This is a genomic window from Saccharothrix syringae, assembly GCF_009498035.1.
GTDB lineage: Bacteria > Actinomycetota > Actinomycetes > Mycobacteriales > Pseudonocardiaceae > Actinosynnema > Actinosynnema syringae.
Window position 1 is genome coordinate 1,679,438 of the sequence record NZ_CP034550.1, and the last position, 15,295, is coordinate 1,694,732.

Annotated in this window: 14 protein-coding genes; 8 read left to right on the forward strand and 6 right to left on the reverse strand. The window is 73.7% G+C overall.

The window, feature by feature from the left end; translation table 11 throughout:
* Positions 1-31: 31 nt before the first annotated feature.
* From trpD to EKG83_RS07990, 3 genes are read right to left on the reverse strand one after another with little or no spacing between them, the layout of a single operon-like run.
* The gene (gene trpD / locus EKG83_RS07980; RefSeq protein ID WP_033427463.1) at positions 32-1,093 is read right to left on the reverse strand and encodes an anthranilate phosphoribosyltransferase; all 1,062 of its coding nucleotides are present in this window, start codon (positions 1,091-1,093) and stop codon (positions 32-34) included.
* Positions 1,090-1,500, reverse strand: coding sequence for an amidohydrolase family protein (locus EKG83_RS07985; protein ID WP_033427462.1), 411 nt, complete (start codon positions 1,498-1,500; stop codon positions 1,090-1,092). The genes trpD and EKG83_RS07985 overlap by 4 nt, the downstream gene beginning before the upstream one ends.
* Before the next feature lie 50 nt (positions 1,501-1,550).
* Entirely contained in the window at positions 1,551-1,943 is a 393-nt protein-coding gene (locus tag EKG83_RS07990) for a hypothetical protein (RefSeq protein WP_033427461.1), read from the reverse strand.
* Positions 1,944-2,026: 83 nt separating this feature from the next.
* Here EKG83_RS07990 and ctaE point away from each other — a divergent pair, with 83 nt between their 5' ends.
* From ctaE to qcrB, 4 genes are read left to right on the forward strand one after another with little or no spacing between them, the layout of a single operon-like run.
* On the forward strand, positions 2,027-2,635 hold the full coding sequence (gene ctaE, locus EKG83_RS07995; RefSeq protein ID WP_084715892.1) for an aa3-type cytochrome oxidase subunit III: 609 nt from the start codon (positions 2,027-2,029) through the stop codon (positions 2,633-2,635).
* Between the two features lie 44 nt (positions 2,636-2,679).
* The gene (gene qcrC, locus EKG83_RS08000) at positions 2,680-3,489 is read left to right on the forward strand and encodes a cytochrome bc1 complex diheme cytochrome c subunit (RefSeq protein ID WP_033427459.1); all 810 of its coding nucleotides are present in this window, start codon (positions 2,680-2,682) and stop codon (positions 3,487-3,489) included.
* Entirely contained in the window at positions 3,486-4,610 is a 1,125-nt protein-coding gene (qcrA, locus tag EKG83_RS08005) for a cytochrome bc1 complex Rieske iron-sulfur subunit (RefSeq protein ID WP_033427458.1), read from the forward strand. The genes qcrC and qcrA overlap by 4 nt, the downstream gene beginning before the upstream one ends.
* Positions 4,607-6,280 carry a cytochrome bc1 complex cytochrome b subunit gene (gene qcrB, locus EKG83_RS08010; RefSeq protein WP_033427457.1) on the forward strand — a complete coding sequence of 558 codons (1,674 nt, stop codon included), beginning with the start codon at positions 4,607-4,609 and terminating at the stop codon, positions 6,278-6,280. Before qcrA ends, qcrB begins: the two co-directional genes overlap by 4 nt.
* 288 nt (positions 6,281-6,568) lie before the next feature.
* Here qcrB and EKG83_RS08015 read toward each other — a convergent pair whose 3' ends face one another.
* Complete coding sequence (locus tag EKG83_RS08015) at positions 6,569-6,853, reverse strand: Lrp/AsnC family transcriptional regulator (protein ID WP_033427456.1); 285 nt, start codon at positions 6,851-6,853, stop codon at positions 6,569-6,571.
* A gap of 40 nt (positions 6,854-6,893) precedes the next feature.
* Positions 6,894-8,597 carry a DEDD exonuclease domain-containing protein gene (locus EKG83_RS08020; RefSeq protein WP_033427455.1) on the reverse strand — a complete coding sequence of 568 codons (1,704 nt, stop codon included), beginning with the start codon at positions 8,595-8,597 and terminating at the stop codon, positions 6,894-6,896.
* Between the two features lie 252 nt (positions 8,598-8,849).
* On the opposite strand from EKG83_RS08020, the gene EKG83_RS08025 reads away from it, so the two are divergent.
* The 4 genes from EKG83_RS08025 to EKG83_RS08040 all read left to right on the forward strand — a co-directional run bounded on the left by EKG83_RS08025 (position 8,850) and on the right by EKG83_RS08040 (position 13,897).
* Complete coding sequence (locus EKG83_RS08025; RefSeq protein ID WP_084715947.1) at positions 8,850-10,097, forward strand: NYN domain-containing protein; 1,248 nt, start codon at positions 8,850-8,852, stop codon at positions 10,095-10,097.
* A 297-nt stretch (positions 10,098-10,394) separates the two neighbouring features.
* Positions 10,395-11,435 (forward strand): C40 family peptidase, encoded by a 1,041-nt coding sequence (locus EKG83_RS08030; RefSeq protein WP_033427454.1) that lies wholly within the window; start codon positions 10,395-10,397, stop codon positions 11,433-11,435.
* 62 nt (positions 11,436-11,497) lie between these two features.
* Positions 11,498-12,757 carry a hypothetical protein gene (locus EKG83_RS08035; RefSeq protein WP_051764324.1) on the forward strand — a complete coding sequence of 420 codons (1,260 nt, stop codon included), beginning with the start codon at positions 11,498-11,500 and terminating at the stop codon, positions 12,755-12,757.
* Positions 12,758-12,766: 9 nt separating this feature from the next.
* Positions 12,767-13,897, forward strand: coding sequence for a glycosyltransferase family 4 protein (locus EKG83_RS08040; protein ID WP_033427453.1), 1,131 nt, complete (start codon positions 12,767-12,769; stop codon positions 13,895-13,897).
* Between the two features lie 353 nt (positions 13,898-14,250).
* Here the strand turns inward: EKG83_RS08040 and EKG83_RS08045 are convergent, their stop codons facing one another.
* Entirely contained in the window at positions 14,251-15,204 is a 954-nt protein-coding gene (locus EKG83_RS08045) for a coiled-coil domain-containing protein (protein ID WP_051764322.1), read from the reverse strand.
* Positions 15,205-15,295: the final 91 nt, after the last annotated feature.

Below are 15,295 nucleotides of genomic sequence, written 5' to 3' on the forward strand. Positions count from 1 at the left end.
GGTCCCCGGCGTCGCCCGCCGATCCCGCCCCTCAGGACTCGGCCAGCGACGCCTTCAGCTCGGTCGACCGCGCCGCCCACCGCCGCAGCAGGTCGGCCGCCGCGCCGGAGTCGACCGCCTCGGCGGCCCGCCCCTGCGCCGCCGCGAGGTCCGCGTGCAGGTCGTCGGACAGGCCGCTGTGCGCGGCGATCGCACCGGCCGCGTTGAGCAGCACCGCGTCGCGCACCGCGCCCGGCTTCCCGCTCACCAGCTCGCGCACGACCTCGGCGTTCACCGACGCGTCCCCGCCCTTGAGGTCCTCCGGCAGCGCCGGCGACACCCCCAGCCGCGACGGGTCGAGGCGGTCCCGGCGCACCGCGCCGCCGTCCACGACCCAGACCGACGTCGTGGTCGTGGTGGTGATCTCGTCCAGGCCGTCGTCGCCGCGCACGACCAGCGCGGTGTTGCCGCGGCGCGCGAAGACGCCCGCGATCAGGGGCGCGGCGCTCTCCCGCGCGCACCCGATGAGCCCCACCCGCGGCTGCGCCGGGTTCGTCAGCGGCCCGAGCAGGTTGAACGACGTGGGGATGCCGATCTCCCGGCGCGGCGCGCCCGCGTGCCGGAAACCGGGGTGGAACACCGGCGCGAAGCAGAACCCGATGCCCAGCTCGGCCACGGTCTGCTGCACGCCCAGCGGCGGCAGGTCGATGGCCACGCCCAGCGCCTCCAGCACGTCCGCCGTGCCGCACTGGGACGACGCCGCGCGGTTGCCGTGCTTGACCACCGGCACCCCGGCCGCGGCGGTGACCAGGGTCGCCATGGTCGAGATGTTCACCGACCCGGACTGGTCGCCGCCCGTGCCGACGATGTCCGCCACGCGCCCGGCCACGTCGAACCGGCGGGCGTGGTGCAGCATCATCGTGGCCAGGCCGTCCACCTCCTCGGGCGTCTCGCCCTTGGCGCGCAGCGCGACCAGGAACGCGCCCACCTGCGCGGGCGTCGCGGCACCGGTCATGACCTGGTCCATCGCCCACGCCGTGTCCTCGTCGGACAGGTCGGCGCGGTCGATGAGCCGGTTGAGCAGTAACGGCCAGCTGCGCTCCACCGCGGTCATCCGCGCACGACCGGCAGGGCCGTCGACCGCAGCACCTCGGCCACCGTCTCGGCCGCGGCCAGCGGGTCGAGCGGGTGCACCAGCACCGCGTCCGCCTGCGACCACGTCGCCAGCCACCGGTCGTCCTTGCGCCGGACCGCCACCACGACCGGGGGGCAGTCGGTGATCTCGTTCTTCAGCTGCCGGGACAGCCCCATGCCGCCGGTGGGCTGCGCCTCGCCGTCCAGGATGGCCAGGTCGACGCCGCCCCTGTCCATCTCGTAGAGCACGTCGGCGATGGTCCCGACCTCGACGTAGTCGACCCGGCCCAGGTCCGGCGCGGGGCGGCGCCCCACCGCGGTGATGATCGTCTCACGCACCTCGGGGCGGTGGCTGAACACCAGGATCCTGGTCGTCTGCGTGCTCATGTGCGCGTCCTCCGGCGGGTCGGGTGCCAGGTGACGCAGATGTTATCCGGCTAACCCGGTGTGACCTGAAGCGCATCCCACCCGATCCAGTCGCCGCCCAGCCGCTGGGCCAGCCCGGCCATCCGCGCGCGCTCCTGCGCGCAGTGCAGTGCGTCCAGCTTCTGCACCCGCAGGGCGTGCACGCGGTCGCCCCCGCGCAGCTCCCAGCCGTCCGGCGCGAGCAGTTCGCGGGCGCGTTCGACCTGGTCAGGGGGTAGTTCGAGGTGGTGGCGCAGCACCGCGGGCTCCTCGGCGCGCCACCGCGGCGACCGGGCCAGCGCCGCCGAGTCCGCCTCCGCGAGGTCGAACGCCTCCACGACCACCACCAGTCCGGGTGAATCGATCCGCAGTGGCGGTTCGCCCCCGCCGCGGAGGCGATCGCGCAACCGGCCCAGCAACCCCATGACCACCTCACCGCGTGTGTGACCCAGATGACCTGCGCACCCGCCCCGGACCCGATGGGCGGAGCGAAAACCTGCAAGCAATAATGCGTCGTGTGACAACGGCAGCGCCCTCAATCGGCCAGCGCGTGCACTCGCTGAACCGCCCGAACATGGTCAGCGTCGGCACCATCGTCTGGCTGTCCAGTGAGCTCATGTTCTTCGCGGGGCTCTTCGCCATGTTCTTCACGGTGAAGGCCCAGAACGAGGGGCACTGGCCCCCGGAGCCGACCGAGCTGAACGTGCCCTACGCACTGTTCTTCACGGTCATCCTGGTGGCTTCGTCGTTCACCTGCCAGTGGGGCGTGTTCGCCGCCGAGCGCGGTGACGTGTTCGGGCTGCGCCGCTGGTACCTGCTGACGCTGATCATGGGCGCGATCTTCGTGGCCGGCCAGGCGGGCGAGTACGTGAACCTCGTTCACGAGGGGACCACGATCCCGGGGTCCGCCTACGGCACCGTGTTCTACCTGACGACCGGCTTCCACGGCCTGCACGTGATCGGTGGTCTGATCGCGTTCGGCTACCTGCTGGTCCGCACGAAGCTGAGCAAGTTCACGCCCGCGCAGGCGACCTCCGCGATCGTCGTGTCCTACTACTGGCACTTCGTCGACGTCGTCTGGATCGGCTTGTTCGCCGTCATCTACATCGTGCCCTGACCAGCAAGAACCCCGAACTCACACCAGCAAGGGTTGCCGCACACATGACCACCAACACCACACGGGCCCGGAAGCGCGGCACCAAGCTGCGCAGGCGGATCTCGGGCCTGCTCGCGCTGGGCTTCGCGCTGCTGGCCGCGGGCTTCCTGTTCAGCGCCCTGGCGCCGCAGCCGCAGACCGCGCAGGCGCAGGACGACCCGGCGCAGGTGCGGCTGGGCGAGCAGCTCTACAACAACACCTGCATCAGCTGCCACGGCAAGAACCTCGAAGGCGTCGAGGACCGCGGCCCCAGCCTGATCGGCGTGGGCGAGGCCGCCGTGTACTTCCAGGTCTCCTCCGGCCGCATGCCGCTGGCGCGGCAGGAGGCCCAGGGCCAGCGCAAGCCCTCGAAGTTCACCGCCGAGGAGGTGGACGCGATCGGCGCGTTCATCCAGTCCCGCGGCGGCGGCCCGCAGACGCCCGAGGAGAGCGGCGCGGCGCTGCGCGGCGAGGACCCGGCCCGCGGCGGCGAGCTGTTCCGGCTGAACTGCGCGGCGTGCCACAACTTCACCGGTCGCGGCGGGGCGCTGTCGTCCGGCAAGTTCGCGCCCGAGCTGGAGGGCGTGACCGAGGAGCAGATCTACACCGCGATGCTCACGGGCCCGCAGAACATGCCGAAGTTCTCCGACCGGCAGCTCACGCCGGAGGAGAAGCAGGACATCATCGCTTACATCAAGTCGGTGTCCGACGGGAACAACAACCCCGGCGGCGCCCCCCTCGGCGGCCTCGGGCCGGTATCGGAGGGTCTGATCGCGTTCATCGTGGGTATCGCCGCCCTGATCGGCGTGACCCTCTGGATCGGAGCCAAGGCATGAGCGGCGAGAAGCCGACCAACCTGCCCAGCGAGGCGGAACTCGCCGGGATGAGCAGGGACGAGCTGGTCAAGCTCGGCACCAACCTGGACGGCGTGGAGCTCGTCCACTACGAGGAGCGGTGGCCGGTCAAGGGCACCCGCGCCGAGAAGCGCGCCGAGCGCCTCGTCGCCCTGTGGTTCCTGATCTCGGCGCTGTCGGGCCTGGCGTTCCTGGTCGCCTTCCTGTGGTGGCCGTGGAAGTACGAGACCCCGCGCACCGACGCGCACTTCCTGTACAGCCTGTACACGCCGGTCATCGGCCTGACCCTCGGCCTGGCCGTGGTGGCCCTGGGCGTGGGCGCGCTGCTGTACACGAAGAAGTTCATCCCGGAGGAGCTGGCCGTCCAGCAGCGCCACGACGGCGGCTCGGCGGAGATCGACAAGGCCACCGTGGTGGCCGAGCTCGCCGACGCGGGCACGCGCAGCACCATCGCCCGCCGCTCGCTGATCAAGCGCACCGCGGGCCTGGGCGCCGGCGTGTTCGGCCTGGGCGTGCTGGTCCTGCCGCTGGGCAGCCTCGTGCGCGACCCGTGGAAGAACAGCGACTCCAAGGACTCGCTGTGGCACACCGGCTGGAAGTCGGAGAACGGCGAGAAGGTCTACCTGCGCAACTACACCGGTGACCCGCACGAGGTCGTGCTGGTGCGCCCGGAGGACGTGGAGGCGGGCGGCTACCTGACCGTGTTCCCGTTCCGGGAGTCCGAGCGGGACGACGAGCACGCCCTCGTCGCCGCGACCAAGCGGGTCGACAACCCGGTCCTGCTCCTGCGCTTCCGCCCCGGCCAGCAGATCGTGAAGCGGGCCGGCCAGGAGGACTTCAACTACGGCGACCTGTACGCCTATTCCAAGATCTGCACCCACCTCGGGTGCCCGGCGTCGCTCTACGAGCAGCAGACCGGTCTGCTGCTGTGCCCCTGCCACCAGTCGCAGTTCGACGTCTTCCACTACGGCAAGCCGCGCTTCGGCCCGGCGACCCGCGCCCTGCCTCAGCTTCCGATCACGGTGGACGAGGACGGATACTTGATTGCCCGCAGCGACTTCATCGAGGCTGTGGGTCCGGCGTTCTGGGAGCGTAAGTCATGAGCGGCATCACCACGCCGACCAAGCGGCAAGGGGCGGCTGCCCGTGCGGCCGGCGGTGCCGCGAAGTGGGCCGACGACCGGTTCCACATGGCCGGCGGCATGCGCAAGCAGCTGAACAAGGTCTTCCCGACCCACTGGTCGTTCCTGCTCGGCGAGGTCGCGCTCTACAGCTTCATCATCCTGCTGCTGTCGGGCACGTACCTGGCGCTGTTCTTCGACCCCTCCATGGAGGAGGTCATCTACGACGGGACGTTCCAGAACCTCCAGGGCATCCCGATGTCCCGGGCGTACGAGTCGGCGCTGCAGATCTCGTTCGACGTGCGCGGCGGCCTGTTCGTGCGGCAGGTCCACCACTGGGCGGCGCTGCTGTTCATGGGCGCGATCGTCGTGCACATGTTCCGGATCTTCTTCACGGGCGCCTTCCGGCGGCCGCGCGAGATCAACTGGGTCATCGGCATCGTGCTGTTCATGCTCGGCGCGATCGAGGGCTTCCTCGGCTACTCGCTGCCCGACGACCTGCTGTCCGGCACCGGCCTGCGGGTGATGGCGGGCCTGCTGCTGTCGTTCCCGGTGGTCGGCACCTGGATCAACTGGCTGGCCTTCGGCGGCGAGTTCCCCGGCACGGAGATCATCCCGCGGTTCTACACGCTGCACATCCTGGTCATCCCGGCCATCATCCTGGCGCTGGTCGCGGCGCACCTGGCGCTGGTCTGGTACCAGAAGCACACGCAGTTCCCGGGCGTGGGCCGCAAGGAGACCAACGTCGTCGGCGTGCGCATCATGCCGGTGTTCGCGGCCAAGGGCGGCGGCTTCTTCGCCATCGTCGTCGGCATCACGGCCATCATGGGCGGCGTCTTCCAGATCAACCCGATCTGGAACTTCGGCCCGTACAGCGCGGCCCAGGTGTCGGCGGGCTCCCAGCCCGACTGGTACATGGGCTGGACGGACGGCCTGGTCCGCATCTGGCCCGCGTGGGAGCTCTACCTGGGCAACTACACGGTGCCGGAGCCGTTCCTGCCGTTCATGCTGGGCCTGCCGCTGCTGACCGGCGTCGCGGCGGTCTACCCGTGGATCGAGCGGAAGCTGACCAAGGACTACGCGCACCACAACCTGCTCCAGCGGCCGCGCGACGTGCCGGTCCGCACCTCGCTGGGCGTGATGGCGATCACGTACTTCATGGTGCTGCTGGTGATGGGCGCGAACGACATCTTCGCGTACAAGTTCGACGTCTCGTTGAACGCGACGACGTGGATGGGCCGGATCGGCCTGCTGGTCCTGCCGCCGCTGGCGTACTTCGCCACCTACCGGCTGTGCATCGGCCTCCAGCGGGCCGACCGCGAGGTGCTGGAGCACGGCGTGGAGACCGGCATCATCAAGCGGCTGCCGCACGGCGAGTTCATCGAGGTCCACCAGCCGCTGGGCCCGGTGGACGACCACGGCCACCCGCTGCCGCTGGAGTACCAGGCCGCGCCGGTGCCGAAGAAGATGAACAAGCTGGGGTCGGCCGGGCACCCGGTGCCGGGCAGCTTCCTGACCCCGGACCCGCCGGAGGAGACCGCGGCGCTGGCCCGCGCCCGCGCCGAGCGCGGCGTCTCGGCGAACGACTCGCTGACCGGCGAGAACGCCACCGCGGGCGAACTAGCCGGCAAGCCGGCCCAGCCCGAAGACTGACCAAGCCCAACGCGAAGGGCCCGGCACCTGGTGGTGCCGGGCCCTCGCACATCCCGCGTGTCCTCCAGTCCGACCCCGCGTGTCCTCCACTCGGACACCGCGAGTCGACCCTTCGGGACCGTCGTGTCGAACCTCCAGGACCCCCGAGTTCTACGTTCAGGACCCCTGGCCGGGGCGCGAATGTGGAACTCGGGGGTCCTGAGCGTTCGACACGACGGGTCTGAGTGTTCGACTCGCGGTGTCTGGGTGGAGGACACGCGGTGTCCGGGTGGAGGACACGCGCGGGGGTCAGGAGTCTTCGAGGCCGATGGCGAAGGCGGCGTCGGTGTCGCGCTTGGCGTAGGAGCGGAACGAGATGTGGGTGTCCGTGTTGAGCACGCCGGGCACCTTGGAGATGCGGCCGGGCACCAGGTCGGCCAGGTCCTCGTGCTTGGCGACCTTCACCAGGGCGATCAGGTCGACGTCGCCCGCGCACGAGTAGACCTCGGTGACGCCCTCGATGTCGGCGATCGCCTGCGCCGCGTCCGGGATGGTGTCGGCGGCGGCCTGGATCAGCACGATCGCGGTGATCACAGCGGTCCTCCTGCAAGTCGGGGTCTCGACCGCCCACATGCTAGTGGCCGGCGTCCCGGTACTGGTCGCGACCGGCGTCGGCGCGCGCCACCCACCCGCGCCACGACCCGGCGCCGCCCGCCGGCGAGGCCCACGGGGTGTCGCAGCGCACCAGGCGGGTGCCGGGCCGCTCCAGCCAGCGCAGCACCACGCCCACCTCCTCGGCGGGTGCGCCGAGCAGCGGCCCCTCGCCCGGCACGACGGTCTCCGCCCCGGCCACCAGCGACTCCACCACGGGCATCGGCGGCACGCCCCGCCGCGCCACCCCCGCCGAGGCCAGCCGCCCGTGCCGGACCACCGCGAACTCCCACCCGCCCGAGCCGTCGGGCCGGGCGGCCACCAGCTCCGGCAGGGCGGCGAGCGCGGCCAGCCGCTGCGCCCGGTCCAGCGCCCGCACCAGGGCCGACACCCGGTCCCGGCGGGCGGCGGCGTCCTCGAACCGGTGCGCCTGCGCCAGGGCGTCCAACTGGGCCGCCAGGGCGTCCAGCGGTGCCGTGTCGACGCCCGCGACGAGCCGCCGGAACGCGTCGGCGGCGGGCGCGTAGTCGGCCGCCGACTGCAGCCCCGCGCACGGCGCCTTGCACCGTCCCAGCTCGTAGAGGGCGCACGGCGTGCCCGAGGGCTTGCGCGCCGGGATGCGCTGGGCGCACGCCCGCAGCGGCACGGCGTCCTGGAGCGTCTCCGCGGCGGCCTCGGCCAGGCGCCGCGACCGGAACGGCCCCAGCGCACCCGCGCGCGGCGCCCGGACCACCGACAGCCGCGGGAACGCCTCGTCGGTCAGCACCAGCCACCACGCGCCGCCCGGGTTCTTGGAGCGCCGGTTGTAGGCGGGCCTGTGCGCGCTGATCAGCCGCAGCTCCCGCACCTCGGCCTCCAGCGGGTGGGCGCACTCGACCGCGTCCACCCGCACGGCCAGCGCCACCATCTCCCGCAACCGCTTGCGGCCCTCGCTCGCGGTGAAGTACTGCCGCACCCGCCTGCGCAGGTCGGAGGCCGTGCCGACGTACAGGACCTCCTCCGACGGGCCGCGGAACAGGTACACGCCGGGCACCGAGGGCAGGTGCGCGGCCAGCGAGCGCTTGCGGCGCTGCTCGGCGGTCACCTCCGGCAGGTAGGCGACCAGCTCCTCCAGCGAGTGCACGCCCACCGAGCCGACCCGTTCCAGCAGGTGGTGCAGCACCTCCACGGTGGCGCGGGCGTCGGTCAGCGCCCGGTGGTTGGGCTGCTCGGCCACGCCGAACAGCGCGGCCAGCGCGGACAGCCGGCAGCTGGGCGCCTCGTCGCGGGTCAGCACCCGCCGGGCCAGGCGCACCGTGCACACCACGGTCGGCCTGCGCCAGGGGTAGCCCAGGCGCTCGCAGGCGGCCTTGATGAAGCCCACGTCGAAGCCCGAGTTGTGCGCCACGAGCACGGCGCCGGCCGCGAACTCCAGGAACGCGGGCAGCACGGTGGCCAGCCGCGGCGCACCGGTCACCATCACCTGGGTGATCCCGGTCAGGGCCGTGACCTGCGGCGGGATGCCCCGCTCCGGGTCCACCAGGGTGGCGAACTCGCCGAGCACCCGCCCGCCGCGCACCTTGACCGCGCCGATCTCGGTGATCGCGTCCTCGCCCGCCCGGCCACCCGTGGTCTCCAGGTCGAACACGACGAACGTGGTCTCGCGCAGCGGGGTGCCCAGTTCGTCGAACGTGAGCTGTTCAGTCATCAACCGGGCACGGTAACCCCACGCACCGACAATCCCGCGCCCGACGGGGTCGGAGCCGCCCCGCGCCCGGTCGGAGAGCACCGGCGGGCGAGCGGGCTACGTCGTGTTACCGGATCGGTGGACGGCAGGGGTGGGCCGTAGCCTGTACGGGTGCAAGACCCGACCGCCCCCCTGGACGAGCTCGACGCCGGCGCGCCGGCCGAGCCCGTCGAGTCCACTGTGGACTGGGGTGCGCTGCCCGAGCCGCTGCGGATGCGGCTGGCCGAGCTGAGCGCCGACGCGCTGGGCGACCTGGCGAAGGTCGACGTGCCGCAGTCGCTGCGGGCCGTGGCCCGGTTCGCGCCCACCAAGCGCGCCCGGCTCGGCAGCGGCGCCCTGGTCGCCGGGCTGAGGTCGTCGACGAACTTCCGCGCGGCCGTGGTGGAGTGGCTGCAGCGCAACCGGCCGGCGGCGCTGGAGGTCACCGCGCCCGACCCGGTCGCGGCGGGCGCCGCGGCGGTGCTCCAGGGCGAGGAGGTGGCCAACCACTTCATCGAGCTGGTCACCCGGCGCGCGGCGGACGCGGCGCTGCGGGCCGAGCGGGACGCCGCCGTGCAGCGCGCCGAGCGCCTGGAGCTGGAGCTGGAGCGGCTGCGGGCGGAGCGGGCCGAGGTCGACGGCGCGGCGGACAAGGTCCGGCAGGCCGCCGAGGTGGAGCTGGAGCGGCTGCGCAAGCGGCTGCGGGAGCAGGGCGTGCGGCTGCGCGAGGCCAAGGACCGGGCCGAGTCGGCGGCGGCCGAGGTGGAGCGGGTGCGCGCGGCGGCCGAGGTCGAGGTGCGCCGGCTGACCGCCGAGCGCGACCGGGAGCGCGAGCGGGCCGAGAACGAGCGGACCAAGGCGCAGCGGGCCGAGGCCGACGCCGAGGTGGCGCGCCAGTCGGCCAAGGAGGCCCGCCAGGCCGACGAGGTGCGGCTGGCGCTGCTGGTGGACACCCTGGACGGCGCGGTGAACGGGCTGCGCCGCGAGCTGGCCCTGGGCGGCGCCGGACCGCGCCCGGCGGACCTCGTGCGCGGCGCCAGCGCGGCGCAGGGCGCGGTCGGCCGGGTGGAGGACCCGGCGGCGCTGGACCGGCTGCTCGCGCTGCCCGCGGTGCACCTCATCGTCGACGGCTACAACGTGACCAAGACGGGCTACCCGGAGCTGTCGCTGTCCGACCAGCGCGACCGCCTGGTGCACCAGCTGGCGGTGCTGGCGGCGCGCACCGGCGCGGAGGTGACGCTGGTGTTCGACGGCGCGGGCGTGGTGGCCGTGCCGACGTCCGGGCCGCGCGGGGTGCGGGTGCTGTTCAGCGACCCGGGCGTGCTGGCCGACGACGTGATCCGGGCGCTGGTGACCGCCGAGCCCGAGGGCCGTCCGGTCGTCGTGGTGACCTCCGACCGGGCGGTCGCGGACTCGGTCAGACGGCGGGGCGCCCACCCGGTGCCCTCCGCGGTGCTGCTGGCCCGACTCGGCCGGGTGTGACACGGATCGTGTTTTTAACACCACCGGGGGTCACACGGCGAGGTCATGGCTGCACCGTTCGAGGTGAAAAACGACCTCACACCGTTTTACACCCCCCGCTAGTGGACGATCGGACTCGCTTTTCGTAACCTAGCCGAGATCTCGCGGCGGGCAGTCGTCCAGCCTGGGCGACGACGCGAGCTCACCGCCGAATCGGCCTGTCGGGGTGCCGAGCCGGAAACGCGAACCTGAGCTGCCGGGCAGTCGCCCGCGCCCGCGCCGGTAGGCGGTCCAGACCTGAAGGAGACACGCGCGACTGTGGCGTCGCAACGACTCAAGCGCGGACTGCGCGGGGCGATGGCGGCCACGGCGGTGGCCGCCGCGGCGGTGGGCGTCATGCCCGTACCGGCCGGAGCCCAGCCGAACACACCCGCGAACGCCTCCGAGGCGCTGAAGAAGTACAACGAGCTGGCCGAGCAGGCGACGAAGCTCAACGAGGAGCTGCTGCGCGCCGAGGAGCAGCGCAACGCCAACCAGGCCGCCCTCGACCAGGCCAACGCCGAGCTCCAGCAGGCCACCCAGGCCGGCGAGCAGGCCAAGGCCGACGAGGAGGACTTCCGGGTCCAGGTCGACAAGCTCACCGAGGCGTCCTTCGAGGGCGCGCGGTTCAGCCAGCTGTCGGCGCTGCTCGTGGCGGAATCGCAGCAGGACTTCCTCAACCGCATGTCCGCGCTGGGCGTGCTGGCCTCCGACAACAGCGAGGCGCTGGGCAGGCTGTCCGGCGCGGTCGACGCCGCCGAGGACGCGCGCCAGAAGGCCGCCGACGCCCAGGGCCGCGCGCAGGCCGCCACCGACGAGGCCATCCGCATCGCCGAGGACGTCAAGAAGCGCCGCGACGACCTCGACCGGCAGAAGGCCGAGGTCAAGCAGCAGCTCGACCGGCTCACCGCGCAGGAGCGCACCAACCTCCAGTCGGTCGGCTCCGTGCCGAACGTGACCGTGCCCGAGGGCGTGGCCGGCGCCGCCCTCCAGTTCGCCCTGAACCAGATCGGCGACATGTACCAGTACGGCGCGACCGGCCCCAACCTGTGGGACTGCTCGGGCCTGACCATGAAGTCGTACGCGGACGCGGGCGTGAGCATCCCGCGCACCAGCCAGGGCCAGGCCGGCGCCGGCCGGCCGGTCAGCCGCGCCGAGGTCCGGGCCGGCGACATCATCGTCTACAACGGCGGCAACCACGTCGGCATGGCGGTGGACAACAACAACGTCGTGCACGCCTCCACCGACGGCGTCCCGGTCAAGGTCGTGCCGATCAACAACCCCGGCACCATCTACGCGATGCGCCGCATCGCGGGCTGACAGACGTGCTCCGGCGGGGTCATCCTGGGTGGGATGGCCCCGCCGACGCGCAACCCCGGCCCATGAGCCGCCACCGCGTGCCGCTGGCCCTGCTGGTCGCCCTGACCTTCCTGGGCGGCCTCACCGCGGCCGTGGCACCCCGGTCGCCCGCGCCCGCGGTCGCCGCCGCTGCCGAGCAGGCCCGGTCCGAGCAGGTCGGGGCGCTGCTCGACCGGCGCGCCCGGGCCCTGCTGGCGCGCGACGAGGCGGCGTTCACCGCCGACCTCGACCCCGGCGCGGACCCGGCGTTCCGGCGGCGGCAGCTCGACCTGTTCCGCAACCTCGCCGCCGTGCCGCTGGCCGAGTGGGGCTACCGCCTGACCGGCGGCCCCGACAGCGCACCGCCCGCGCCGCCCGCCGCCGACGAGGTGTGGGCGCCCGGCGTGCGGCTGTCCTACCGGCTGCGCGGCGTGGACGTCGAGGCGAGCGAGCAGGACGCGGCCTACCTGTTCACCCGGCGCGGCGACCGCTGGTACCTCAACTCCGACACCGCGCTGGAGCCGCTGGGCAGGCGCACCTGGCGCGGGCCGTGGGACTTCGGGCCGTGCCAGGTGCTCACCGGGCCGGGCGGGTTCGTGCTCACCCACCCCGGCGGCGAGCCGCTGGCGCGGCGGGTGCTGGCGGAGCTGGACGGCGCGGTGCGCGCGGTCACCGAGGTGTGGGGCCAGGCGTGGGCGCGGCAGGTGGCCGTGCTGGTCCCGGCCGGCGCCGAGGAGATGGCCGCGCTGGTCGGGCCCGGGTTCGCCACCGGGGCGATCGCGGGCGTCGCGGTGGCCGACCGGGTGGACCCCGCCACGCGCACCGCGCGCGGCCAGCGGGTGGTGCTCAACCCGGCCGCCGCCGGTGCCCTGTCGCCCACCGCGCTGCGGGTGCTGCTGCGGCACGAGATCACGCACGTCGCGGTGCGCGGCGAGACCGTCGACGGCGCGCCGATGTGGCTGCTGGAGGGCTTCGCGGACTACGTCGGCTACCGGGGCGGCGACGTGCCGCCCAAGCGGGCCGCGCCCCTGCTCGCCGCCCGGGTCCGGGAGGGGCTGCCGACCGCGCTGCCCGCCGACGAGGACTTCCGCGGCGCCGACATGGAGCTGGCCTACCAGCAGGCGTGGTCGCTGAACACCTACCTGGCCTCGGTGCTGGGCGAACCCGGCCTGGTGGACCTGTACCGGCGGCTGGCCCGGGTGCGGGCGTCCGAAGTGGACGGGGTGCTGGTCGAGGTGACCGGCGAGGGCACCGCGGCGCTCGTCGCGGGCTGGCGCGAGTACCTGCGCGCGACGTTCCCGTAACGTGGGCCCGTGCGTCGGACCCTGCTGGTGACCAATGACTTCCCGCCCCGGCCCGGTGGCATCCAGGCATACCTGCACGCCCTGGCCGTGCGGCTGCCCGACCTCGTGGTGTACGCGCCGTCGTGGACCTCGCCCGCCGGCTCGCACCCCGAGTTCGACGCGGTGCAGCCGTTCGAGGTGGTCCGGCACCCCGGGACGCTGATGCTGCCCACCCCCGACGTGCTCCGGCGGGCGAAGGACGTCGTGCGCGGCGCCGGCTGCGAGGCCGTGTGGTTCGGCGCGGCGGCCCCGCTGGCGCTGATGGCGCCGTGGCTGCGGGCCGCCGGCGCGGCGCGGGTGGTGGCGTCCACGCACGGGCACGAGGTGGGCTGGTCGATGCTGCCGGGCGCGCGCCAGGCGCTGCGGCGGATCGGGTCCGATGTGGACGTGGTCACGTTCGTCAGCCGGTACACGCGGTCCCGGTTCGCGGCGGCGTTCGGGCCGATGGCGGCGCTGGAGCACCTGCCGTCCGGTGTGGACACCTCGGTCTACCGGCCGGACGCGGGTGCCCGCGCGGAGATCCGCGCCCGGTACGGCCTCGGCGACCGGCCGGTGGTGGTGTGCGTGTCGCGGCTGGTGCCGCGCAAGGGGCAGGACGTGCTGGTGCGGGCGCTGCCCGAGATCCGGCGCCGGGTGCCGGGCGCGGCGCTGCTGGTGGTGGGCGGCGGGCCGTACCGGGGGGCGTTGGAGGAGCTGGCTGCCTCGGTGGGGGTGTCGGAGCACGTCGTGATGACCGGGTCGGTGCCGTGGGAGGAACTGCCCGCGCACTACAACGCGGGTGACGTGTTCGCCATGCCCTGCCGGACGCGGGGGAGGGGGCTGGACGTCGAGGGGCTGGGGATCGTGTACCTGGAGGCGTCGGCGACCGGGCTGCCCGTGGTGGCCGGTCGGTCGGGTGGTGCGCCGGAGACCGTGCGGGACGGGGTGACCGGGCGCGTGGTGGACGGGCGCGAGGTGGCCGAGGTGGTCGACGCGGTGGCCGGGCTGCTGGCCGACCCGGGGGTGGCGGCGAAGATGGGGGCGGCGGGGCGCGAGTGGGTCACGCGGGAGTGGCGGTGGGAGGACCTGGCCGACCGGCTGGTTCGGCTGATCGACGGGTGAGCGACGCTCGTTGGTGGTTGGTGGTTGGTGGCTGGTGGCTGGTGGCTGAGAGCCGGGAGCCGGGAGCCGAGGGCCGGGGACTGGCGGCTGAGGGCCGGGAGCCGAGGGCCGGGAGCCGGGACCCGAGGGCTGGGAGCCGGCGGCTGAGGGCCGGAGGCGGGAGCCGGGGCCAAAGGTCAGGGGCCGGAAGCCGGGCGCCGAAGGTCGGGGGCCGGGAGCCGAGGGCTGGGGCCGGGGTCGGAAGCTGAGGGCCGGAGGTCGGGAGCCGAAGGCCCAGCTTATCCATCAATCGCTTGATTGATGGATAAGCTGGGCGCAGGTCTCCTGTGCGGCAAGCACCCGGCCGACCCGGGTCAGCTGGCCAGCTCCAGTTCGCTGCGCTGCGTCGGCAGTGCGGTCACGACGTCCGGCAGCGCCCCGCCGGCAGGCACCCCATCGGTCGACCTCTCCTCGACCAGCACCTCCTCGACCAGCACTTCCTCCGGCAGCACCTCCTCCGGCAGCGGGTCGAGCAGCGGCTCGGCCTCGGCCAGCAGCTCACGCGCGGTCCGCAGTCCCTCGGCGATGCGGTCACGACGCCCGCGCAGCTCGTCCACCCGCCGCTGCGCCTCGGCGACGATGCCGGCCGCCCGGGCCTCCGCCTCGCGCACCAGCCGCGCCGCCTCCGCCTCGGCCGCCGCCCGCCGGGCGGCCAGGTCGGCGGCGGCCTCGGCGCGGCGGGCGTTCATGGCCAGCTCGAAGTCCGCCTGGACCTGCTCGCGCAGCTCGGCGGCCTGCTCGTCCAGCTCGCGCCGCCGCAGCTCGGCCTGCCGCGTCATGGCGTGGACCCGGTCGTGCGCCTGCCGCATGACCTCCCGGTGCTCGGCCTCCAGCTCGCGGCGGCGCTCGTCCAGCTCGCCGACCAGGCGGTCGTAGCGCTCGCGCAACCTGGTCGACGCCCGCTCCGCCGACGCCCAGTGGTGCTCGGCGGCGGCCTTGGCGCGGGCGGTGATCTCGGCCGCCTGCTCGTGCGCCAGCTCGGCCATCCGCCGCAGGCGGTAGTCCAGGGCCTGCGGGTCGACCGGGGTCCGGCACACCCGGTCCAGCTGCTGCCGCAGCACGTGGATCTCCGCCCGGGCGTTCTCCAGCTGCCGGGTCAGGTCCTCGGCGCGGGCGACCGCCTCGTCGCGGTCCACCGCGAGCGCCCGGAGGTCCGCCTCGGTGGCGGCGACGTGCCGCCGCACCTGGCCGGGGTCGAAGCCGCGCCACACCACGTCGAAGTCGGTGCGCAGGGGCAGCAGTTCCGCGTCGCCGTCGGCCGCCGTCACGGGAGGCTCCTCCTCGCTGTGATCGAAGTCATTTCCGCCGGGGACGCCTTGCGCGCCCCTCCACACCTTTGTTAGCACTCTCGGGCAGTGA

Bases quoted from the DNA above. Each gene is read 5' to 3' on its own strand.
- trpD (WP_033427463.1), bottom strand. From the start codon at position 1,093: ATGACCGCGGTGGAGCGCAGCTGGCCGTTACTGCTCAACCGGCTCATC.
- EKG83_RS07985 (WP_033427462.1), bottom strand. From the start codon at position 1,500: ATGAGCACGCAGACGACCAGGATCCTGGTGTTCAGCCACCGCCCCGAG.
- EKG83_RS07990 (WP_033427461.1), bottom strand. From the start codon at position 1,943: ATGGGGTTGCTGGGCCGGTTGCGCGATCGCCTCCGCGGCGGGGGCGAA.
- ctaE (WP_084715892.1), top strand. From the start codon at position 2,027: ATGCGTCGTGTGACAACGGCAGCGCCCTCAATCGGCCAGCGCGTGCAC.
- qcrC (WP_033427459.1), top strand. From the start codon at position 2,680: ATGACCACCAACACCACACGGGCCCGGAAGCGCGGCACCAAGCTGCGC.
- qcrA (WP_033427458.1), top strand. From the start codon at position 3,486: ATGAGCGGCGAGAAGCCGACCAACCTGCCCAGCGAGGCGGAACTCGCC.
- qcrB (WP_033427457.1), top strand. From the start codon at position 4,607: ATGAGCGGCATCACCACGCCGACCAAGCGGCAAGGGGCGGCTGCCCGT.
- EKG83_RS08020 (WP_033427455.1), bottom strand. From the start codon at position 8,597: ATGACTGAACAGCTCACGTTCGACGAACTGGGCACCCCGCTGCGCGAG.
- EKG83_RS08025 (WP_084715947.1), top strand. From the start codon at position 8,850: ATGCGGCTGGCCGAGCTGAGCGCCGACGCGCTGGGCGACCTGGCGAAG.
- EKG83_RS08035 (WP_051764324.1), top strand. From the start codon at position 11,498: ATGAGCCGCCACCGCGTGCCGCTGGCCCTGCTGGTCGCCCTGACCTTC.